The 23,322-nt window shown below is 42.3% G+C and carries 16 protein-coding genes; 11 read left to right on the top strand and 5 right to left on the bottom strand.

The window, feature by feature from the left end; genetic code table 11:
- The first annotated feature begins 152 nt into the window (after nucleotides 1-152).
- The gene (locus J2W55_RS22370; RefSeq protein ID WP_310101424.1) at nucleotides 153-1,847 is read left to right on the top strand and encodes a cellulase family glycosylhydrolase; all 1,695 of its coding nucleotides are present in this window, start codon (nucleotides 153-155) and stop codon (nucleotides 1,845-1,847) included.
- A gap of 195 nt (nucleotides 1,848-2,042) precedes the next feature.
- On the opposite strand, the gene J2W55_RS22365 is transcribed toward J2W55_RS22370, so the two are convergent.
- The 3 genes from J2W55_RS22365 to J2W55_RS22355 all read right to left on the bottom strand — a co-directional run bounded on the left by J2W55_RS22365 (nucleotide 2,043) and on the right by J2W55_RS22355 (nucleotide 7,541).
- The gene (locus J2W55_RS22365) at nucleotides 2,043-3,620 is read right to left on the bottom strand and encodes a GH39 family glycosyl hydrolase (protein ID WP_310101421.1); all 1,578 of its coding nucleotides are present in this window, start codon (nucleotides 3,618-3,620) and stop codon (nucleotides 2,043-2,045) included.
- Between the two features lie 31 nt (nucleotides 3,621-3,651).
- Nucleotides 3,652-5,688 carry a glycoside hydrolase family 3 C-terminal domain-containing protein gene (locus J2W55_RS22360; RefSeq protein WP_310101418.1) on the bottom strand — a complete coding sequence of 679 codons (2,037 nt, stop codon included), beginning with the start codon at nucleotides 5,686-5,688 and terminating at the stop codon, nucleotides 3,652-3,654.
- Between the two features lie 905 nt (nucleotides 5,689-6,593).
- Complete coding sequence (locus J2W55_RS22355; protein ID WP_310101415.1) at nucleotides 6,594-7,541, bottom strand: NmrA/HSCARG family protein; 948 nt, start codon at nucleotides 7,539-7,541, stop codon at nucleotides 6,594-6,596.
- Nucleotides 7,542-7,648: 107 nt separating this feature from the next.
- Between J2W55_RS22355 and J2W55_RS22350 the strand changes: the two genes are divergently transcribed.
- The 10 genes from J2W55_RS22350 to J2W55_RS22305 all read left to right on the top strand — a co-directional run bounded on the left by J2W55_RS22350 (nucleotide 7,649) and on the right by J2W55_RS22305 (nucleotide 18,014).
- Complete coding sequence (locus J2W55_RS22350) at nucleotides 7,649-8,026, top strand: winged helix-turn-helix transcriptional regulator (protein WP_310101412.1); 378 nt, start codon at nucleotides 7,649-7,651, stop codon at nucleotides 8,024-8,026.
- Nucleotides 8,027-8,433: 407 nt separating this feature from the next.
- Complete coding sequence (locus J2W55_RS22345; RefSeq protein ID WP_310101409.1) at nucleotides 8,434-9,129, top strand: hypothetical protein; 696 nt, start codon at nucleotides 8,434-8,436, stop codon at nucleotides 9,127-9,129.
- A 12-nt stretch (nucleotides 9,130-9,141) separates the two neighbouring features.
- Nucleotides 9,142-11,112: a c-type cytochrome gene (locus tag J2W55_RS22340; protein WP_310101406.1), complete on the top strand. Its 1,971-nt coding sequence runs from the start codon at nucleotides 9,142-9,144 to the stop codon at nucleotides 11,110-11,112.
- Between the two features lie 127 nt (nucleotides 11,113-11,239).
- Nucleotides 11,240-11,602: a transmembrane 220 family protein gene (locus J2W55_RS22335; RefSeq protein WP_310101402.1), complete on the top strand. Its 363-nt coding sequence runs from the start codon at nucleotides 11,240-11,242 to the stop codon at nucleotides 11,600-11,602.
- A gap of 9 nt (nucleotides 11,603-11,611) precedes the next feature.
- A complete protein-coding gene (locus J2W55_RS22330; protein ID WP_310101399.1) occupies nucleotides 11,612-12,331 on the top strand; it encodes an EboA domain-containing protein in 720 nt (239 codons plus the stop codon).
- A 31-nt stretch (nucleotides 12,332-12,362) separates the two neighbouring features.
- On the top strand, nucleotides 12,363-13,346 hold the full coding sequence (locus J2W55_RS22325; RefSeq protein ID WP_310101397.1) for a TatD family hydrolase: 984 nt from the start codon (nucleotides 12,363-12,365) through the stop codon (nucleotides 13,344-13,346).
- Between the two features lie 5 nt (nucleotides 13,347-13,351).
- Nucleotides 13,352-14,239 (top strand): UbiA-like protein EboC, encoded by an 888-nt coding sequence (eboC, locus tag J2W55_RS22320; RefSeq protein ID WP_310101394.1) that lies wholly within the window; start codon nucleotides 13,352-13,354, stop codon nucleotides 14,237-14,239.
- Nucleotides 14,240-14,268: 29 nt separating this feature from the next.
- The gene (locus tag J2W55_RS22315; protein ID WP_310101391.1) at nucleotides 14,269-15,432 is read left to right on the top strand and encodes a 3-dehydroquinate synthase; all 1,164 of its coding nucleotides are present in this window, start codon (nucleotides 14,269-14,271) and stop codon (nucleotides 15,430-15,432) included.
- Between the two features lie 12 nt (nucleotides 15,433-15,444).
- Nucleotides 15,445-16,650 carry a metabolite traffic protein EboE gene (gene eboE, locus J2W55_RS22310; protein WP_310101389.1) on the top strand — a complete coding sequence of 402 codons (1,206 nt, stop codon included), beginning with the start codon at nucleotides 15,445-15,447 and terminating at the stop codon, nucleotides 16,648-16,650.
- 5 nt (nucleotides 16,651-16,655) lie between these two features.
- Complete coding sequence (locus tag J2W55_RS22305; protein ID WP_310101387.1) at nucleotides 16,656-18,014, top strand: alkaline phosphatase family protein; 1,359 nt, start codon at nucleotides 16,656-16,658, stop codon at nucleotides 18,012-18,014.
- Between the two features lie 106 nt (nucleotides 18,015-18,120).
- Here the strand turns inward: J2W55_RS22305 and J2W55_RS22300 are convergent, their stop codons facing one another.
- A complete protein-coding gene (locus tag J2W55_RS22300; protein WP_310101384.1) occupies nucleotides 18,121-19,119 on the bottom strand; it encodes a PorP/SprF family type IX secretion system membrane protein in 999 nt (332 codons plus the stop codon).
- A complete protein-coding gene (locus J2W55_RS22295) occupies nucleotides 19,116-23,159 on the bottom strand; it encodes a DUF8696 domain-containing protein (protein ID WP_310101381.1) in 4,044 nt (1,347 codons plus the stop codon). Before J2W55_RS22295 ends, J2W55_RS22300 begins: the two co-directional genes overlap by 4 nt.
- Nucleotides 23,160-23,322 lie beyond the last annotated feature (163 nt).

Genomic DNA, 23,322 nt, shown 5'->3' with positions numbered 1-23,322 from the left:
TGCCCTTTTTTAATAGGTGGGAAGGGGTGCGGAAAGACCCGTGCTCATAAATGTAATAGCGTTTTGGAGCTGAGTGTCAACAGTCAGCTGTTCTTGTACTTAATAATCAGTCAGTTATTTCGCTTGAATTTTAAACCAATTTTATTTACAATATGAGAACATTAAATTATTTTTTCAGCTTCATTATCATCCTGGCAGCGTCGGGATGTCAAAAGCAGCAAATTGCCAGTCCGGCCGCTAAGTCGCTTGTCAAAACGAGTACCAAGTCATTGACTGCAACCAGCTATCCGAGTTACAACACGTCGCCGCTTGCACCCGATCAAACAGGAGTAACCAGCACAGCCACTCAGCTTGCTGCGAAGTTCCAGTTAGGGTGGAATATTGGTAACACACTTGAAGCAACAGGGGGTGAAACAAACTGGGGCAATCCCGCGGTGACCCAGGCACTTATCGACCAGGTTAAAAAAAGTGGTTTTACCGCAGTTCGTATCCCTTGCGATTGGGATCAGTATGCTAACGCCACCACTGCTCAAATTCAGCAATCATGGCTTGATAGGGTGAAGCAGGTTGTTCAATACTGCGTTAACGACGGTTTGTATGTGATACTAAATATACATTGGGACGGCGGATGGCTGGAGAACAATTGCACTACCGGCGCACAGGCGGCAGTTAATGCTAAACAGAAGGCATTTTGGGAGCAAATAGCTACTCAAATGCGTGGTTTTGATGAACATGTGATTTTTGCCAGCGCGAATGAGCCTGCCGTATCAGATGCCACAGGGATGGGGGTTTTACTATCTTACCATCAAACGTTTGTCAATGCGGTTCGATCAACCGGTGGTCGCAATAGTTACCGGGTGCTGCTTGTCCAGGGACCATCAACCAATATCGATTACACCAACAATTTTATGAACACCCTCCCTACAGATCCTGCGTCAAATCGCCTGATGGTTGAGGTACACTATTACGCTCCATTTAATTTTGCTGGTTTGTCCGCAGATGCAAGTTGGGGTAATATGTTCTATTATTGGGGTAGCGGATATCATTCTACCACCGACGCTTCGCGAAATGCTACCTGGGGCGAAGAGTCAGATGCTCCTGCAGAGTTCCCGCTGATGAAGAGCAAGTTTATTGATAAGGGCATTCCGGTTATGTTGGGGGAATATGGAGCAATCCGCCGGCTCCAAACGCTTTCAGGCGATGCATTAACTTTGCATGAGGCCGGTAGGGCATACTATCTTAATTATATCACACATCAGGCATTGAAATACGGCTTGCGGCCATTTTATTTTGATGACGGGTCGCAAGGAAATAATGCATTCAGAATCATTAACAGGCAAACTAATGGAGTTGCCGATCAACAAGGCTTAGCCGCAGTAATGCAAGGAGCGCAAAATGGTACATCCTCAACCATTCAGGTTGGACAAGTTTATCAAATTGTCAACAGAAATAGTTTTAAAGCTTTGGAGTTTGCCGGCTGGGGCACTGCCAATCAAACAGCAGCCGACCAATGGGATTATTTAACTGGAGCAAACCAGCAATTTAAAGTGGAAGATGCCGGAAGCGGTTACTATAGATTAACACCTATGCATGCCACCGGAAAATGTTTGGAAATGTATGGCTGGTATGGAGCTAACGGTGGTCAGGCTGATTTATGGGATTATACAGGCGGGAATAATCAAAAATGGCTAATTCAGATAACCGACAATGGATACTATAAGATTATCAATGCAAATAGCGGAAAAGCCCTCGAAGTTTCAGGATATGCGCTCAATAACGGCGGCGGCGTTGAACAGTGGGATTACCAGGGAGGTAGAAATCAGCAATGGGCGTTTTTGAAATTATAGGTCAGTAGCATGAGAGCCTGTTTAAATTGTTATCGTAATTTTATTATAAACTATAAACCATACGTTTTGCAATTAGCGGCGGTGATGATCATCAAAAATGAAACCCGTGCTTTTTGTATTTATAAAATTATTATTGAATAACATTTAAACAGGCTTTAAGTACCATGCTGTCTTCGATATAACCTACTGTCCTGATTAATTAACCCGGTTTACCTTAATTAAAAATACATCATTTTGGCGAATAGCCAGCTGTTTGGTTAAATTACCGGATGTATTTATGGTAACCATACTCTGCTCAATTGGATCGTCCGCATCTTTTTGTTTAAGCGTTTTTACCTGTGCGGTTGTGAGTTGCGATGGAGAACCCATTTCAAAATAAGCCGAGTAAGGATCATTTGCATGGTAACCGGTTTTATAAATGCTCAGCTTATATTTGCCCGGCTTTAGCCCCTGAAGCTTGAATTCAACAGGTGCCGCAGGTTTTGATGGCAGAAGCCTTTTATAGAAAATCTGGTTGTTTACGCTATCTCCCGGATGGTCAATAGTAAAGTCCCATAATAAGGCTTGTATCTCATCATTTCCGTTCTTGCAAACAAAAGCACTTGAGTCGGTACATTGCAACTCGGCATTACCAAGTTGGTTGAGGTATTTAAAAGCATAATAGGCAGGCTTTTTTATATCCTGGTAGTTCATTAAACCAAAGCCACCATGGAAAGGGGTAACCCTGGGGCCGGCTTCTTCAAAAACATCAGTAAACGTCCAATAAGACATCGAGTTTACAACCGTTGCTGCCCGTTTAATCGTATTTAAGATATAAGCGGCTTCATGATAACTGTCGTGAATGGGATCAGCTGGGGTGTAGGATGCGCTCCATTCTGTATAATGCAATTCCAAATTTGGCATCTTGGATTGTATGATCTGCTTTTTTGAATGGTACATGTCATCAGCGATAGCATTCCTGTTTTGGCTTATAACGGTGCCGGCGTTACCCGTGGCATCTAAAAATCCCTGCTTTACTCCATAGGCATGTGTACTGATAAAATCAACAGGCACTTTTTGTTGCGCGCAAAAATCAATCATTTCTGGTATCCAGGCATTACCTGCGGTAGCCGGGCCGCCAACACGATAACTGGCCGACACACTCTTAATAGCGGTAGCCGTTTCTTTATAAAGTTTAAAATAGTCCTGCTGGGTACCTGTAAAAAAGCCGTCCTTAAGGTTAGGTTCGTTCCATATCTCAAAATACCAACTGGCCACTTCTTCTTTTCCATAACGTTGTGTCCAATGTTCAACCAATGCTTTAACCAGGTTGTTCCATTTTTGATAATCTTTCGGCGGTGTAACATTTCCCCTCCACCAGAAAATAGTTTGTGTGCCGCTGGCTAAGGCGCCCGGCATAAAACCAACTTCAACAAATGGTTTCATTTGAATGGATTGCAAAAAGTCGAAAAGTTCATCGATATACTGAAAATTATAGATCGGTTTTCCGTTTTTATCCTCAAAATAAACACCCATATCATCAGTCAATAAGCCGTGAAAGCGGATGTACTTGAATCCGCACTCGTTATGTGCGATCTTAAGCTGTCGCTGCCAGTCTGCACGCAATCCTTCATTAGCGCGTCCAGCTCCTACGCATAAGTTTATGCTTTGAGGCAGCTGTCCCTTTATCTGGTTAATATTAATATTGACCGCTCTTTTATTAGTGATTAACTGCGCCTTTGCTGCGGTGCAAACGAAAATGAGTAATATAAATACAAAGTATTTTATTTTCATGGTTTTATAATTCTATAATATCAAAGTTTACTTAATTTATGGAAAAGGATGCTACCTGCCTTATATCTTTTGATGAGGATGCAGCCATTATTTTATACTCGCCGGGCTCAATTACCCATTTGCTTTGCTTATCATCAAAATAAGCCAGGTCATTAATACCGACATTCATAGCAACAGCAATGGTTTTACCCGGTGCAATCAAGATCTTTTTGAATGCTTTAAGTTCTTTATCAGCCTTTAAAACTGTGGGATTTACCTTGCTTACGTATAGCTGAACAACTTCTTTCCCCGGCATATTTCCTTTATTTGTTACGTTCACAGATACCGCGATTTTATCCCCAGGCTTATAACTCTTCTTATCTGTTTTTAAAGCGGAGTAGCCAAAACTGGTATAGGATAGCCCATAGCCAAAGCAATACAGCGGATCGATCTTTTTAGTATCGTACCAACGATATCCCACTAAAATGCCTTCTTTGTATTCGGCAGTCAAACTATCTCCGGGGTAGGTATTTAAAGCAAATGCAGGTGAATCATGCAGTGAAACCGGGAAAGTGAAAGGTAATTTTCCCGAGGGATTTATTACTCCTTTTAGCACATCGGCCAATGCATTGCCAGCTTCCGAGCCGTTAAACCATGACCATACAATGGTATGCGCCGATCTTTTAATCTCATTGAGATCATAAGGAGCCCCTGCCATTATTATGATGACAGTATTGGGATTTGAGGCTGTGACCGCGTTAATCAATGTCTGCTCTCCGAAGGGGAGTTCCAGATTCTTACGGTCATGCGCTTCACTCTCATATTCACGGTTTGAACCAATGCATAGTATGGCAATATCAGTTGTTTTGGCGAGTGCCACGGCTTCATCAATCAATGCCTGATCAGGCTTGTCATAATCGGCATTTTTCTTTTTATTTGCCAAATAATTTGCCTTATAACCCTGTGCAAATTTAATCTCGGCGGTTTTGCCGAACTTAGCCCTGATACCAGCCAATGCTGTTACTTCGTGTTTGGCCTTTACGCCGGCACCATAGCCTCCTAAAGCAAAGGTACGGGTGGCGTTATCACCAATTACTGCAATACTTTTTACGTTGTTTTTTAAAGGAAGCAGCCCCACATCGTTCTTTAACAACACTATCGATTCGGATGCGATATCATAAGCCGCTTTACTGTGCGCAGGAGTAGCTATCGACCCTGAAGGATGATTTTCACTCATGGAGGTGTGGTACATCACCCATAAAATTCTGCGTACCTTATCATCAATTGTTTTTTCAGATACCTGCCCAGCCTTAACTGCCGCAAGCAAAGGTTTCGCAAAATACCATTGGTCATATGCACCACTGGTTCCCATTTCAATATCCAGCCCGTTATTTGCAGCGGCTACAGTATGGTGGGTACCGCCCCAGTCAGACATGACAACGCCTTTGAATCCCCATTCCTTTTTTAATATTTTATTAAGCATAAAATCGTTTTCCGAGCACCAATAACCATTTACCTTATTGTAAGCCGACATGATGCTGTAGGCATTCCCCTGTTGTATAGCCGCCTTAAAAGCGGGTAAGTAAATTTCGCGGAGCGTCCTTTGGTCAATTACAGCGTTCACGCTGTCGCGACCTGCTTCCTGGTTATTAGCGGCAAAGTGTTTTACACAAGCCGATACGTGCTGACTCTGGATGCCCTTTACCGACTGGATGGCTAATTGTGCGTTCAGATAAGGGTCTTCGGAATAATACTCATACGTACGCCCGCAAAGGGGCATCCGGCAAATGTTGAATGCCGGCGAAAGTATCACTATCTTTTTACGGGCATTAGCTTCCTGACCCAATACAACACCATACCGGTTAGCCATGTCGGGGTTCCAGGTGGCGGCTATAGCCGAGCCGTTAGGCAAAAAAGTGGCAGAATCGGTTGTCCAGTTAGCCGAGTTCCAGTCAAAACGTTTGATCTCTTCGCGCACGCCCAGCGGCCCATCGTCAGAAGTTAACTCGGGAATTCCCAAACGCTTCACGCCGCCCGAAGAAAACAAAGCGTTGCCATGCAGCATGTCGATCTTTTCTTCCAGGGTCATCTTTTTAATTATTCTATTTATCTTAATCTGTAGGGCGGCTTCACTTTTATTTTGTGCCGAAACGTTGCAGCACAGAAAAACTGCAATTGAACATAGGGTAATATATTTTGTCATTCTTAATATCATTTCAATTAACGTGTATGGTTTAAGTCAGGGCTCCTTTGCAGTTACTGCCGATTAAGGCAGCAATGCTATTATTATCAATCTGTCTTTTTGTTAAATCGCTGATCGCGCGCTCCTTTATCAACTCCTATCTTTAATCTCTCGGTAGTGATTATGATGTTTTTATGCTCAACTCATTCCGAATGTTTTTACCTCTTGCCAATTGTATTGCCGATGGAGCTGTTTGGCAATAGTTGTTGGATTGAAAGAAAAGGAGATCATAAATATTCTAAGCATTAACCCTTGCATATCCATATAATAAATGATACGACATTGAAAATGCCTGAAACTGTTTTATGCATTAGTGATAGAAAATATACTTCAATAATTTAATGTGTAAGATTTATCCGATTGATAGATAAATTGGCTTATAAGCTGTGAAGGTATCAGGCACAGGCTGAAAAGGAGGGGGCATTTGTAAATATCAATGCAACAAATGTTAATGCAATTGTAATGCAATGAAATACAATTTATTACAAGTGAATGTGTAGAAGTGGATTTGAGAGATGGTGGAGCAATCTCCTAAGTGCCTGTATATACTTTTTTATTCTTTATGATACACATTATTCAAAAAGTATCAAATAGAAATTAATGATTCAGTGCGCTGTGCTAACCTTAAAAGGGCATACTAAAGGTGATGTAATTACTATAAATCAATGTGCATAAAATCAAGTATCTTCATTTATAAAGGCTGCGGCTGGTGTCACGCAAAAGTATGCCCTAAAAGTACAGCAGAGCAATGGCTAATAAGAAAGCTTTTGGCCTTGCCAATTTGTGATGCGCAGGAATTGCTCCCAGGTCAGGCTATCGGGATTGATTTGGCGGCTCCATAATAAATCGCGCTCTTTACTGAAATACCCGTATTCAACTGCATACTCTGCCATGCCAAGAATCTCATCCACTAAAAGTTGGTTTGAGCTGAATTCCGGCAAATAATGCAAAAAGTCCTTGCGTGTAAATGCAGAACGATATGCTGCCTTTTTACCGGTAACACGGGCGAAAGTATCAACCATTTCCTGTGGTGAAATGATATCACCTATAACAGGGAGGGACTTACCGGCATACCGATTCGGATTCGAAAAGATCTCCAAAACAGCCGGCCCTGTGGCTGTAAGAGGATCGACAAATGGGGCACGGAAGTCTTTAGGTAAGTAAATTGGAAATACCAGCGTGTCGCCCTCCATTCGGGGGGTGTAAAACTCTATAAGGTTGGTATAGAAAAATGCCATTAAGATAAACGAACTCTTGATGGGGAGCGTGCGGATATAGGCTTCTATGGCGGCCTTGTCCGTAAAATGTGGAGCGAACTTTTTACCCGCTGTAATTTGATCTACATTTTCCAGGCTGCTGAAAATGATGTGCTTAACTCCGGCCTGAACCGCCGCGTCTGCCAACTGTTTACCCAGTTCTGCTTCGTGCATTTGCGGAGGAACGATACTTGGTGTCATCAGAAAAACACCATCCGAGCCGCGGAATGCTTCCTCGAATTTTTTTTGATAGCCCAGTTCAAGAGGTAATTGCACAAGTTCGGCTCCTTGGTTAGCCAAACTCTGTGCTTCCGGAGAATGAATGCGGCGGGTAATACCGCGTACGCGGTAACGTCCGCTTTGTAATAACGTATGTGCAGCACTGCGCCCTTGTTTGCCCAAAATGCCGACGATGGTGATTAGTGGTTTATCGTTTTGTGTCATCGCTTTTGTATAAATATTAAACTATAATTTTTATAGTTGCAAAACTATTTTTAGTCAATTACTTTTGCAATAACTATCTATTTTGATAGTCCTAAAGATTTTATATCGTGAAAACAGAATGTATCGGTGACCACGTTAAACTCAATGGTAAAACTTATCCGTGTACCGTGAGCCTGGCTATGGATTTGATTGGCGGGAAATGGAAAACGGTAATCTTGTATCATTTAAAAGCCGAGCCGAAAAGGTATAGCGAGCTTTTAAAAGAAATGCAGACGGTGACGGAAATGACCCTGAGTTTGCAGTTGAAACAATTGGAAAAAGATGGTTTAATTGTAAGAAAGGTATATGGTAAAAAGCCTCCTGTTAAGGTGGTTTATAGCCTAACTGATTTTGGAAAAACGCTTATCCCTACTTTAGAAGCGATCACAGCCTGGGGGAATCAGATCGCCGAGCAAAAAGGTGAATTTATCAATATCGCCACTTAAATGAATACCATTACCTAAAACCTAAGTAGCAGTAATTTTTACAACAAATTTTAACTTCAGATCTTCCGCGAGAACCTGAGATGATAACCGATATTTTTTAAGGATTGATATAAGTATAAGAATAACAACTTTTATTGTCTGATAATTTTTAAAATCTGGTGCAATTTTTATCTTTACAACAAGGTTTGCAATCGATTGTATTCATTCCAATAACCAATTTTAAATTATTATATAAGATGTACCCTATTCAATTTAAACCTATCCCAATGTATTTTGGAAGAAAAAGGTTGTTAATTTTACTTATTTGTCAGCTGGTTGGCCCAACGCTTATGGCACATGCTGCATTTCCCTTGCATAGTTCACCCTTTTTTCGTGAACCATTAGCAAAGCGGGCTTTATCAAAGGAAATGCAACCACGTATTGCAATAAACCCCGGAAACTTGTCCGATTCTGTGCTGATTGATGCGGTTTCCAATATGGTTATACGCAGTTTCTCCGATCTGCCCGGGGGTATTCGTATTACGCACGCCGTTAATGTTGGCAGCCCGGCACAAGTACACTATACCTATGATTTGGATAAGGGAATGATTGTACAGGTTTGGCACGGCCGGTTTTTAAATGCCAGCACCATGTGGATAGGAAGGGGCGATGGTTCATCGCGCCCTCTGGGGGATGCCAAATATCTTGGTAAGCCGGTACCCGCCATTGAGAAATTAAACACCCCCCAGGCCGCTTGGGCTCAAGATACCGCAGGTACAGGATTTAAGCCTAAAGGATACGTACTGAATGCCGCTGGTCAGCCAACCTTCCGGTATGTCATTTATGGTTCTGCGGTGGATGACGCCAGTACGGTGATGGAAAATGGAAAAGGTATTCACCGGGAAATTGTTTTGAAGAACCAGGTTGAAGGCTTGTATATGCATCTTGCTATGGGTAGTCACATTGAAATGCTGAGTGACGGATCGTATGCCATTGATAATAAATCCTATAATATTCGAATAGATGATGGCGGAGGGAACAAACCTGTTATTCGTGAGGTTAGTGGCAAACAGGAACTGATTATCCCGATCCAGAAAAAATTAACCTATTCCATCATCTTTTAGACAACCCTGGTCATGAATTATACATTAAAACGCTTAGTAAACAAAGCCGCTTTATTTACCATACTAATAGCATGTGCTCTTTTAAGTCATGTTACCGATATTTTTGCTCAGGCCGAATCGCCTAAAGAAGATGATTTTTTCAAGATTATGACCGTTCCGGTACCTGAGGACGTTATATTGGAAGTTGGTGGTCTGTGCCTTATACCAGATGGCAGCCTCGCCGTAACCACGAGGCGTGGCGATATCTTTATGGTTGAAAATCCAACCAGTCAACATCCGGTTTTTCATAAATTTGCATCAGGCCTTCACGAAGTTTTAGGCGCTGTTTGGAAAAATGACGCGCTGTATGTAGCACAGCGCGGCGAGCTTACCAAGTTGGTCGATACTGATAAGGATGGCAAAGCCGATGTTTATGAAACTATTTATGCGTGGCCCCTATCGGGCAATTACCATGAATACAGCTTTGGCCCCAAGCTCGCGCCCGATGGTTCATTTTTTGTTACGCTGAATCTTGGTTTTCCCGATACCTGGTGGCACCCCAAAAGCATGGTGCCTTACAGAGGCTGGGCACTTAATATCAAAGAGGATGGCACCGTTACTCCCTGGGCTGCAGGATTTCGTTCGCCATGCGGCATCAGCATGATTGATGGTGAATTATGGTATAGCGATAATCAAGGTGACTGGGTAGGCTCGGGTAGTATTATGCAGATTAAGAAGGGCGCATTTATGGGCCATCCGGCAAGCTTAGTATGGACTAAACTACCTAACTCCCCGCTAAAGCTTACACAAGAGCAATTTTTTGCGAAAAATAATCCCAGGGTTGAATTTGATAAAGATGGAAAGCCGTTTAAGCCGCAGGATATTGTTAATGAAAAATACAAGACTGAGTTTGAGGAAAAAAAAGAGTTCCCTGATTTAACTTTGCCTGTTGTTTGGTTACCACACGCCATATTGGGCATTTCTAACTCTGAAATTGTAAAAATACCCAAAGGAGTATTTGGTCCCTTTGCCGGTCAGTTATTGATAGGCGACCAGGGTCAAAGTATGGTTGACCGTATTTTTTTAGAAAAAGTAAATGGCGAATACCAGGGAGCGGCCTGGGCTTTTCGCAGTGGCTTTCAATCAGGTATTGTGAGACTGGCATGGCTGCCTGACGGCTCATTAGCTGCAGGCGAAACCAGTCGTGGCTGGGGTGCGGCTGGTGAAGCAGCCATGGGCCTGCAGCGTTTACTATGGAACAATAAAATGCCTTTTGAAATGAAGGCTGTTCGTGCCATGCCCGATGGTTTTGAAATAGAGTTTACCAAGCCGGTTGAAAGAAAATCAGCTAATGATATTGCGTCTTACTCCATAGAAAGCTTTATATATAAATACCACGGGGTGTACGGCAGTCCGCCGGTGAGTACCCAGCAATGTCCAATTATCGGCGTTAAAGTATCTGCCGATGGTTTACGTGCCAGGCTAATCGTAAAGAACCTGCGCAGGTTTTATATTCATAATATTACAATTAATGGTGTGCGGGATAAGGAGAATTACTATAATTTGGTACACCCAACGGCTTATTACACCTTGAATAATATTCCTGTAGGAGAAAAATTAGCAATGGCAGGGGTAAGCAGGCTGAACTCGGCTAATAAAATCAAAAAGGCAACAGCCGTAGGTGCCAAGAAAGGGACTACAATAAAAGGTGCTAACACAAAATTAGTGAGATCAGTTAATGCCATTCCAACTTATGAAGAGATTAAACCGTTATTGTTGAAAAATACCTGTTTATCATGTCATAACGCTAATAAGCGTCAGGTTGGTCCGGCGTATGCAGATGTGGCTAAAAGAAAATATAGTATAACTGAGCTGGTGCAGCTAATCCATAATCCTAAGCCCGAACATTGGCCAGACTATTCAACACCAATGCCGCCAATGCCGCAGGTACCGAAGGAGGAGGCACGGAAAATTGCGTTATGGATAAATTCGCTGGCAAAATAATTTTAATAAGCGGGTAGTTTGTATAAACCGGCTATTTTAATTTACTTGGACTGAAATATCCGTATTTAAAATCCGTATTGGTTATATTAATATATGGTTAACAGTTGTTAGTTTTATCATTATTCACATGCTTTTAATTTTAAATATCATTTTCCTGCTTTCCTTCCTGGTTTTCGCCTGGCTAAATCTGAATGATGTTGACTGGTACTTATGGGTGCCCATATATTTAAGCGCTGCCATATGTTGCGGTTTGGCAGCATTCGGCAAATTTTACCCGCTGGTTTACATTTTGCTGATAACGTTTTATCTGGGTTACGCGATAATTCTTTTTTTTCAAAAAGATGGCGTACGTGACTGGGTAACTAAATATAATAAGCCCAGTTTGGTTGAAAGCATGCAGGCAACCAAGCCTTACATTGAAAAAACAAGGGAGTTTTTTGGTTTATTGATCATTGCCGCGGCACTACTAATTAACTATCTTGTGCTTTAACAATAGGTTATGAACACCCCCGATAAAGAGAAATTAAACGCCCTGATTGCTAACATTATACAGGATAATATCAGTCCGGATTCGTGGATCTGGCTTAGTGCAGAAAGTAACAAAAATAATAAAGCTGCTTTTAATACCGCTTTCGTTATGATACCACGTAAAACCGGTAAGGCAGGTATTACGGTTACACAGCGGCAACAAGAGTTATTGGCGGCTTTAAAACCAGGTTTCACCATCAATTACTGGAGTGCCGACAGGCTTAGCAGGGTTTGGTTGTTGATTCAGTATGATAGTACAGATAAAGACCATTATTTTAACATTGTTGAAAACCTTTTCTCGGTCGCCGAAATGAATGAGCAGGTCGCTTTGTATTCGGCCCTTCCACTATTGCCTTATCCTCAATTGTGGGTTAAACGCTGTATGGAAGGCATTCGGAGTAATATAAGTACTGTGTTGGAAGCTATTATGTATGATAATCCTTTTCCGGCAGAAAACCTGGAAGAGCCGGCATGGAACCAAATGGTTTTAAAAGCTTTCTTTACAGAAAAACAGGTAGACCACTTATACGGCCTTGACAAAAGGGCTAATGAAGAACTGGCCCGCATATTGATCGATTATGCTATGGAACGTCACTCGGCCGGTCGTACAGTAGATCCTATGCTTTGGTATTTGGTTGGAAAGTTTGTTGACTCAAAACGATTGGATGATATGAAACAAGGTAAATTTTAACAAATTATTGATCATAAAAACGGTAAAAAACATGTGTTGCAGCCATAATATAGAAGAAAGAAGTTTAGAATCAGCGCAATCTGCCGAGAAATTCGATATGGATTTGATAAAAGGGATGAAATTCTTTGATCCACATGTACATATGACCTCGCGCACTACTGATGATTATCAGGCCATGGCCGATGCAGGAATAGTTGCTCTTATTGAACCTTCTTTTTGGTTAGGGCAGCCCCGTACCGGTGTTGATAGCTTTAAAGATTATTATAGCAGCCTTGTTGGCTGGGAAAGGTTTCGTTCCTCGCAGTTTGGAATAAAGCATTACTGCACTATAGGACTCAATTCAAGAGAAGCCAATAATGAATCCCTGGCCGAACAGGTTATGGAAATGCTGCCATTATTTATGTATAAAGATGGCGTTGTTGGCATTGGCGAAATAGGATTTGATGATCAAACCGCTGCCGAGGAAAAATATTACCGTTTACAGCTTGAATTAGCAAAGGAGGCTGGTTTACCGGTACAAATACATACTCCCCATCGTGATAAAAAGCGGGGTACCCAACGCAGCATGGATATAGCCGTTGAACATGGGCTTAATCCCTATATGGTAATTGTTGACCATAATAACGAGGAAACCGTGAAAGAAGTGCTTGACAGGGGTTTTTGGGCAGCCTTTACCATTTACCCGTTTACCAAAATGGGTAACCAGCGTATGGTTGAGATCACCAAACAATACGGCCCCGAACGGATCATGGTCAACTCTGCGGCAGACTGGGGCATTAGCGATCCGCTGGCGGTACCAAAAACTGCAGCTTTAATGAAACTTAATGGAATAAGTCTTGCCGATATAGAACTGGTTACTTATCGTAATGCCATAACGGCTTTTGCCCAAAGCGGTCAAATCAATGAGGCTGACTTTACTACAACCATTGACCAGAGTGCCAAATTTGAAGGAAACAGCATATTAAGAGGAGGCCAACAACCCCGTATTGATAAATCTTCTATTATTATCAGCTGATCGCCTTGAAAAAAATATTTGATTATTTAAGGATGATGAGGCCTGCCAACGTTGTAACCTCAGTTGCGGATGTTTTAGCTGGTGTTGCAATAGCTGGTGTTTTTTCGACCGGTGTTTTCAGTGATCATTTAACTGCCATATTAATGCTCTGTTTTTCAACAGCTTGCTTATATGGTGGTGGTATTGTATTTAATGATGTTTTTGATGCCGAACTGGATAAGATTGAACGGCCTGAACGTGCTATTCCAAGCGGCCGCATCAGCCTTAGGCAGGCGACCATATTTGGCAGTACCCTTTTATTTGCAGGGATTATAGCCGCAGGTATGGTAAGCTCAATATCAGCGTTATTGGCAGCCGGGATTAGTTTTTTTGCTTTACTGTATAACAAGATCAGCAAACATCATCCCTTTGCCGGCCCGCTTAACATGGGAATTTGCAGAGGTTTAAACCTGCTCTTAGGTATCAGCATAATAACTGCTTCTTTAGCACAATGGTATTTTTTGGCTGCCGTACCCATAGTTTATATCTTTTCCATTACCATGATCAGTCGCGGAGAGGTACATGGAGGCAGTAAGCAAAATTTATACATTGCTGCACTTTTGTATAGCATAGTAACCGCTTGTATTCTTTTCTTTTCCTACAGAAATAATAAGTTACTCCTGTCCGTTATTATTCTTATTCCCTTTTTGTGGATGATCTTTAAGCCTTTATTAAAGGCCATTCAAAACCCCGTTGGTAAAAATATTGGTATGGCGGTAAAAGCTGGTGTTATTTCATTAATATTGATGGATGCTGCGTGGGCGGTAACATTTAGCACGATTTATGCGGCATTGGCCATAGCGAGTTTACTTCCATTGTCTATCTGGCTGGCTAAATTTTTTGCTGTTACTTAATTATATTGACTTAAAATATTTCTCAGCATATGAAGCACTTATCTCAATCTTTTTCTATAAAGTTTGAATATCAGGTTTATTTTACAACGGGTATTTTTAATAAAACCAATACCCTGTTTCATGATTTTTTGCACAGTACCGGAACGTCGGCCTCATTACGTAAAATACTTTTCGTTGCCGATAAAGGCGTGATAGATACACATCCGGAGCTCATAACGGAGATACAGGAGTATTTCTCTGTTGATAGCCAGATACAGCTTATTCCTGATATTTTAATTGTACCGGGTGGCGAGATCGTAAAAAATGGTATAGCTTATTTTAACAACATTGTTGAGGCTGTTAATACCTTTGGCATTGACAGGCATTCTTATATTGCCGCTATTGGCGGCGGTTCGGTGCTTGACATGGTGGGTTATGCCGCAGCGGTGTCGCACCGGGGCATTAAGCATATACGTATACCAACCACCGTACTCTCTCAGAACGACTCCGGGATCGGTGTTAAAAATGGGATTAACTTTTTTTCCAAGAAAAACTTTTTAGGAACATTCGCCCCTCCGGCGGTGGTTTTTAATGATGATAATTTCTTAAAAACATTAACGGATCGCGATTGGCGTTCAGGGATCTCTGAAGCGGTAAAGGTTGCCTTATTAAAAGATGAGCAATTTTTTAACTGGATTGAAGCTAATACTGCAGCATTGGTTCAACGTGATATGGCGGCAATGAATTATCTGATCTGGAAGTGCGCACAGCTCCATATGGAACATATAGCTGGTAAAGATCCTTTTGAAAACGGATCGTCACGGCCGCTTGATTTTGGTCACTGGAGCGCACATAAACTGGAATACCTGAGCAATTTTGAAGTACGCCATGGTGAGGCAGTGGCTATGGGTATTGCGCTTGATACCGTTTATGCCGAACTTTCAGGCCGGTTACCATCTGTGCAAAGTAAAAGGATAATCCAAACATTGCAAAACCTTGGTTTTGAAGTTTCGCACCCTTTATTGCAAGTAGATAAAAACAACAGTCCCATATTGGCCGGACTGGAAGAATTTCGCGAACATTTAGGTGGACAGCTAACCATTATGCTGCTTAAAGCAATTGGAGAAGGCGAAGAGGTACATGAAATTGATACTGACCTGTTAAAACAGGCTGGTGAAAAATTGGCAGAGATGTACAAACTTCAACTGCAATAACACCTTACATTTATGAAACTTACCGCAGGACATTTAACCTATTGCACTAACATACATGTTGGGGAAAACTGGGCCGATCATTTCAATGCGTTAAAACTTAGCTTCCCCGAAATAAAGCAACAACTGTCGCCCAATGCGCCAATGGGTATTGGGTTACGGCTGTCAAATATTGCCAGCATAGAACTTCTTCAGGGTGATAATCTGCTACAGTTTAAACAATGGCTACAACTGCAGGAAGCCTATGTATTTACCATGAACGGCTTCCCTTATGGTGGGTTCCATCATACCATAGTTAAAGACCAGGTGCATGCACCCGACTGGACAACCGACGATCGTGTAGCTTATACCTTAAGGCTATTTCATATTTTGGCTAATTTGCTGCCCGAGGGTATGGCAGGTGGTATATCTACTTCGCCTTTGAGTTACCGCAACTGGTTTAAGACAGCGCCTGCATTGGAAGCGGCCAAATCCGATGCTACTAAAAACATACTGCGGATAGCCGCAGAACTTAACCTGATAAAGCAAAAAACAGGTATTCAATTACATTTGGACATTGAACCCGAACCAGACGGAATACTGGAAACCGGACGTGAGTTTATAAATTGGTTTGAGCAGGACCTGCTGCTGCAAGGTTCTGTTTTTTTTGAACAAAACTATCAAATACCGGCTGCAGAATCACAAAAGCTTATTAAGGACCATGTGAACCTATGCTACGATGTTTGTCATTTTGCTATTGGTTACGAACCGCATGAACTTGTTATTGAGGAACTAACTAATAAGGGGATCAAAGTTGGCAAGATACAGATCAGCGCTGCATTAAAAGCCAAATTTGATGTTTCGCATACTAATAAACAGACTATTCTTGCGGAGTTTGAAAAATTTAATGAATCAACCTACCTGCACCAGGTTATTGCCAGGCTTGCCGATGGCAAATTGTTGCGCTACCCTGATTTGCCCGATGCATTAACAGCAACAGATGATGCCCGGGAATGGAGGGCTCATTTCCATGTACCTGTATTTTCAGAAGATTTTGGCTTGGTTCAGTCTACACAAGCTGATATTATAAAAGTACTGGAGATCCAAATGGAAAAGCCTTTTACTGATCATCTGGAAGTAGAAACCTATACCTGGGGTGTGTTACCCGATTCCTTGAAAATCCCGCTTACGCAATCAATTATCCGCGAGCTTGAATGGGTTAAATACAAATTAACAAACTGATAACTATGATGAATAAAACAGTTGTTATTGATATTGTAGGATTATCTACCGCTGTGATTGGCGAACACACACCCTTTTTAAAAGCATATATCGCCCGCAAAAACCTGAACATTATTGAACCGCTTTTACCCGCTGTAACTACTGCGGTGCAATCAGCATATCTAACCGGGAAATATCCGGTTGAAAATGGCATAGTGGGTAACGGTTGGTATGATCGTATTGATAGCGAAGTTAAATTCTGGAAGCAATCAAATAAGCTGGTAAACGGCGACAAGATTTGGGATAAGGCGAAAAAGGCAGATGCTTCATTTACTTCTTCGATGATGTTTTGGTGGTATAATATGTATTCAACTGCCGATTATTCGGTAACACCACGACCTAATTATTTGGCAGACGGAAGGAAGATGCCCGATTGCTATTCGCACCCTGCAGCGTTGCGCGATGAACTTCAGGAAAAGCTGGGCCAATTTCCGTTGTTTCAGTTCTGGGGCCCTGGAGCTAATATTAAATCGAGCAAATGGATAGCAGATGCATCTATGTATACTGATGATCTGCATAACCCTACGCTTACATTAATTTATCTTCCGCATTTAGATTATTGTCTGCAAAAGTTTGGACCCTATGAATCAAAAATAGCTAAAGAGCTTGGAGAAATAGATGCCCTTCTTGAAGAACTGGTTACTTTTTATGAAAAGAAGGAAGCACGTATCATCCTTTTATCTGAATATGGTATTGCCCCGGTAAGTAATCCTATACATTTAAACCGTTTATTCCGTGAACATAACCTGTTACAAATTCGGGTAGAGCGGGGATTAGAACTGCTCGATCCCGGCGCCTCCAAAGCGTTTGTTGTTGCCGATCATCAAATTGCACATGTATATATTAATGATCCGTCTGTAACCGAACAGGTAAAAGCTTTATTAAAAACTGTACCAGGTATTGAGTTGGTACTTGATCGTGAAGGTCAGTCGGCTCATCATATAAATCATGAGCGTGCCGGCGAATTGGTATTAGTAGCTGCCGAAAACAGCTGGTTTACCTATTATTTTTGGCTGGATGATGCCAAAGCCCCTGATTACGCCCGGGTGGTTGACATTCATAAGAAACCAGGTTATGACCCTGTAGAAATGTTTATGACCTCAAAAGCCCGGGCAGGATACAAATTACTTCGTAAAAAGGCCGGGCTCAGGTATGTAATGGATGTGATTCCCTTAGATGCTACGCTGATCAAAGGCTCGCACGGACGGATTAATGTTCCCGAAAAGTATAAGCCGGTGTTAATAACTAATGACAAGGTTTTGCAGGATCATATTGCTCCGGTTGATATTTTTGATATTATCTGGCAGCATTTAACCAAGGCATAATACCCGATAGGGTCGGTGTAAATTTAACGCCGGAATATTTGGTCGTCAGATTTAACGATGGTAATCTGGTTATGCCCTGATCTTTAAAGATGATTAGCTTTGGGCCTCAAAACTTAGGGCAAACCACCGACGGATTGATAGGGCCTCTGCGGAAAACATAAACCAACGAAAGCTCAAAACCGCCATGTCCGTTTGTTGCTCCTTTTAAGGCGGACGTGTTAACGTCGTAACTTAATCCGATGGCAAAACTTTTGAGGCGATAACCCACGTTGGTAACTGCCGCATCGCCGATGCGATACATTCCCCCTAAAATTAAACCGTTATCGCCTGCAAATTTCACTTCAGAATAAACACCCAATGCTTTTGTTGTGTTTGTCTGTTGACTAATGTAAATAGCATGAGGTATTATGTCAAGGTTATCTGAGGCCTTAACCTTGATACCCGCGTGCCCGGCAAAACGAACGGCCAGTTTGCTTTTTATGGAGCCGCCCGTAAAAGGGTCTGCTGGTGAGGTGAGATGAGCAGCGCTTACACCTGCAAATGCATTTGCTGTATGAGTTGGGTCACTATCATAGTAAAATATTCCTGCACCTGCGTCAAATACCGTTGCACTGGTTGTTGCAAAACCTTCAAAACTGGGAGTATTTGGATCAAAGCCGGTTACGGGGTTGTATTGATCGTCCAACTGAAGCTTGCTGGGGTCGAAACTGCGATTGATTATTCCGGCTTGGATACCGAAATGCAGTTTTTGCATACCGTCGGCAGAAATACTTATGCCGTATCCGTACGAACCGTATGCAGCAAGATATTTGTAACCGGCTGTACCTGCCGACTGGTTTAAAATATTAAACCCAAGACCCGTTTTTTCGCCCAGGCGCGAATCAATCGAAAGGGCTGTTGTTTTATACCCATCAGGAATACCGCTCCATTGGTTTTTAGCATTGGCATTAATTCGGATATCGCCATCAATAATCCCCGTTAGCGCAGGGTTAAGCCATAAAGGATTGGCATAATATTGTGAAAAATGAGGATCTACCTGTGCTTTAACAACACTGGCAAGTGCTAATTGGAACAGGAGCAATATGAGTAAAACTAACTTTTTCACCTTAATAGCGTAATTGTGCCTTTTTTCTTCACTTGTTTCCCGTCGTTAATAATTGCTTCCAGATAATATACATATACACCTGGGGGCTCTGTTTTTCCTTTAAAAGTACCGTCCCATCCCTTTTGCTGAATTTGCGAAGTGTAAAGCAATTCGCCCCACTGGCTGTAAACATAAAATTTAAGGCTTTTTATATTTTCATTACGCACGTATACTAAATCGTTCTTTCCGTCGCCGTTGGGGGTAAAGGCATTGGCTACAAAAATATTATCAGCCTGGGCATTAACGGTTGTGCCCGTAACAGGAGCCGAATTGTTACTAAGCTGACAGGTGCTGCTTCCGGTTGCCCTTACAATAATGGTAATGCTTTGCCCTGTCAGCAAACCTGTAACCATATGCGTATTGCCATTGATACCTGAGCTCGGGATGACAAAAGTTTGGCCGCCATCGGTACTTACCTCATAGCCGGTGGCTTCCGGTATCGTATTCCAACTGAAAGTTAAACTTTGTGCAAGAGCAGTTTCAACATTTACAACCGGAGCCTGCAAAGGTTGTATTACCTCGGCCCTGGCTATAGAGCGTGTTGCCGATACGCAACTATTACTTACAGCCTCGGCATAATACATGGTGTTTGCATTAACTGGAGGTGTAATAAAGTTGTTGCCAGTGAAAACAGATAACCCGCCTGTTGGACTTGTATACCAGTTTATGGTTACGTTAATATCATTATTATCTGTTGTTAATGTTGCCGTTTCGCCGGGGCAAACTTGGGTTCCTTTTGCTGTTACTGTTGGCGGTGGAGTAATGGATACGTTTACCACAGTGCGGGGGGTAAAGGACACACAACCTGAAACATTATTTACCGCCTCTACATAATACGTAGCATTGTTATTAACGGGAGAGAGCGTAAAATTGGGACCGGTAAATATAGGACTGCCAACTAAAGGAGTAAGATACCAGTTATAAGTATAGCCTTGTTGCGGGTTTAATATGCTCAGAACGGGCGTGCCTCCCCGGCATGTTGAAACCGGATTTGTAACCAATACCGGCCCTGGTGGAAGTGGGTTAACAGTTATAGGTACACTTGCCAGCGCTAAACTTGTACAGATACCATTTGATGCTTCTACATAAAAAGTTTGGGAGGCAGCTAAGGGGCCGGCTGTATACGAAGGGCCAGTGAAAAGTATATTGTTTTTAGCCGGACTATCATACCAGATATAAGATAACGTCGGGTTTGGAGATAATACTGAAATTGTGGTCATATCGCCGGTACAAACGGGCGAAACCGGACCTACTGATACATTAGCTGGGATTTGATTAACAACTATTTTTTCTGTGTTACTCGAAAGCGGTACCTGGCAGATGCCAGAGGTTACATCACGCCTGAACATGGTTGTAGTGGTAATTACCGGAGGGTCATAATCAATACCTGTTGCACCAGGTATCAGGCTCCAGTTTGTATTGTTATTGGTTGAGCTATACCATTGATAATGATATGAACCTGGGCCATCACCTCCTTGTACAATGCTGCCCGAAATTACCGGAGGGTCAACACTTTCGCAATTGGAAGTGACCGGGGCCGATATGGAATTGGATGTTACAGGCGGTGTTATATGTATTTCAATAATATTACTGATCAAAGACGTTGTACAGGCACTGCTCATTACTACCCGGCGATAGAACATGGTTGAAGTAAGATTAGGCGGATCAAAGTTGGCAGATGTTTGACCGCTTATGTCGGTAAATGCTGCTGCAGTATTGGTTGATGATTGCTGCCATTGATAAGTGTAGCTATCGTTGGCACCTGTGGGTAGTGAACCTGCGATTGGCGTTGCATTTCCTGATTGACAAAAACTGCTTACCAATGGAGGTGTAATGGTGTTATTATCTAAAGCCTGGTAAACAGTTATAACTACCGGGTTGCTTTGTAATGGGTTTAAACAAGCTCCTGATGATACCATTCGTTTAAACCATGTGGTAACAGTTAGCGCAGGCACAACATAATCCGCATTGGTTGCATTACTTATACGATTATAACTAATATTATCTGTCGAACTCATCCATTGATAGGCATATACACCATTGCCGCCTGCCGGCAATTGCGTGGTAATGGTTAGGGGCTGACTGGAACCGCAATAAACTGCATTTGCCGGTTGGTTTATTACGTTTGACGTAATTGCTGGTGTTACTTTTATTGTTACAGGGTTACTAACCAACGGTGTATTACAGAGACCTGATTTTACACTACGCTGGTATGTGGTTGTTTGAGTTATTGTGTGAGGATCAAAGTTTTGTTGGTTAGAATTGGGTATATCAATAAAAGGACCGCCATTTACTGAGCTTTGCCATGAATAAATATAGGTTCCGCTGCCGCCTGTGGGAGTTGATCCGATTATCAATCCGGAAGAACCACTTTCACAAAGTTCAGTTATTGACGGTGCTTGTATAGTGTTATTGTTTAAAGCCGGCTGTATAGTTATTGTAACCGCGTTGCTGTATATCGGTGTATTGCAACCTGGTACCATAACGCCCCGCCTGTAAGTCGTTGTTTGAGTTATGGTTTGCGGATCAAAATTCTGCAGGTTGGAGTTTGGAATATCGGTAAAGGGGCCGCCATTAACAGCACTTTGCCAAATATAAGTATAGGAAGCCCCGCCGGTTGGTATTGTGCCTGTTATTGGGCCCGGGATACCGCTTGAACAAAATGCAGTTATTGCAGGCGCTGTAATGGTATTGCCAGATACCGCCGAACTTACAATAACAAAGATCTGGTTGCTGACCAACGGTATTGTACAGGCACCGGAAGTAACCAGGCGCTGATAATAGGTTGTGCCGGTTGTTGCGGGTAACTGATAATCCTGATTTTGCGCATCGGTACCGGGTATATTGGTATATCGGCCGCCATCTGGCGAACTTTGCCACTGATAGGCATAAACTCCGATGCCGCCTGCTGCTGCGGTGCCCTTAATAACAACTCCGCCAATGGGACAGTCTGGGGCAAAAATTGAATTATTACTCAGACCAGGCTGTATAACTATGGTAACCACATTACTGTATGAGGGTATTGTGCAGGCACCGGAAATAGCGCCTCGCCGGTAATAAGTAGTAGTTGTTAGCGCAGGATGGTCGTAGTCTTGCCGGGTTGCATTATTCCCCGGTAAATCTGTAAAATTAACACCATCGGCTGAGTTTTGCCACTGGTAACGAAAAGTACCTGTACCGCCCGAAGGTATATTCCCATTTATAATTGATGGTATGCCGCGGATGCAATAGAAAACAGTTGCCGGATTATATATCTGGTTATTGGTTATGGCCTTTAAAATAGTAATGGTAACCTTGTTACTCACTGATGGTGGATTACACACTCCGGAAGTTACCTTGCGCTGGTAAACAGTAGTGGAACTTAGCACAGGCGGGTCATAATCAACGCCGATAGCTCCTGGAATATCTGTAAAATTCGCCCCCCCGTTTGTTGATTGCTGCCATTGGTAGTTATAAGTAACGCCGTCTCCACCGGTTGCGGCGCTGCCGGTTATAACATCAGGGTCGCTGTTTACGCACAGCGTAACCGCAGGCGGAGCGGTTATCTGGTTAGTAGCAATAGCTGTTTTTGGATTTACAGTAACATCATAATAAGAATCATAAGTTGTACCCAAAGCAGTTCTTATGCTGCGCCTGAAGCTATATATTTGGGGGGTGTTTACAACGTTTGAGAGTGTTGCTGTTATATAATCGGCACCGGAATTAACTCCCGGAGCTGTTACCCAATTATTGGCGGCGTTAAGTACTTGCCAAATAAATGTGCCAGCCGGGGTGGGTATGTCGCCGGGTATTGTTGCTGATGTTCCACTGCAGATTGACAGAGAAACTACAGCTTTGAATGTATTTGCTTCAGATATTGTAACAGGAATGCTTACAGGAACAATATGTTTTTTAACTTTTTTATAATTGCGCAGATGCTTTAAATAATGAGCATTGGCACACAGGCCTATTGATAACAAAAGCACCGGCAGAATTAAACAACGGACGCTTTTTTTTATCATATGCAGGATAAGGTTTTAGGTTTGTACGTTTAGACAACTAACAATCTGTCAGTTTGTTAAAATGTATATAAAGTTATCATTACCCGGCTTATTTTTAAGTTTTTTTTCAAACAATATTGCGGGCATTTTCTGATTTGCTTCGTGGTTGTAATCGAACCTCACA

It is taken from the genome of Mucilaginibacter pocheonensis, assembly GCF_031456535.1.
GTDB classification, from domain to species: Bacteria; Bacteroidota; Bacteroidia; order Sphingobacteriales; family Sphingobacteriaceae; genus Mucilaginibacter; species Mucilaginibacter pocheonensis.
The sequence above is the reverse complement of the archived record's forward strand: the minus strand, read 5'-3'. Positions and strand labels throughout refer to the sequence as shown.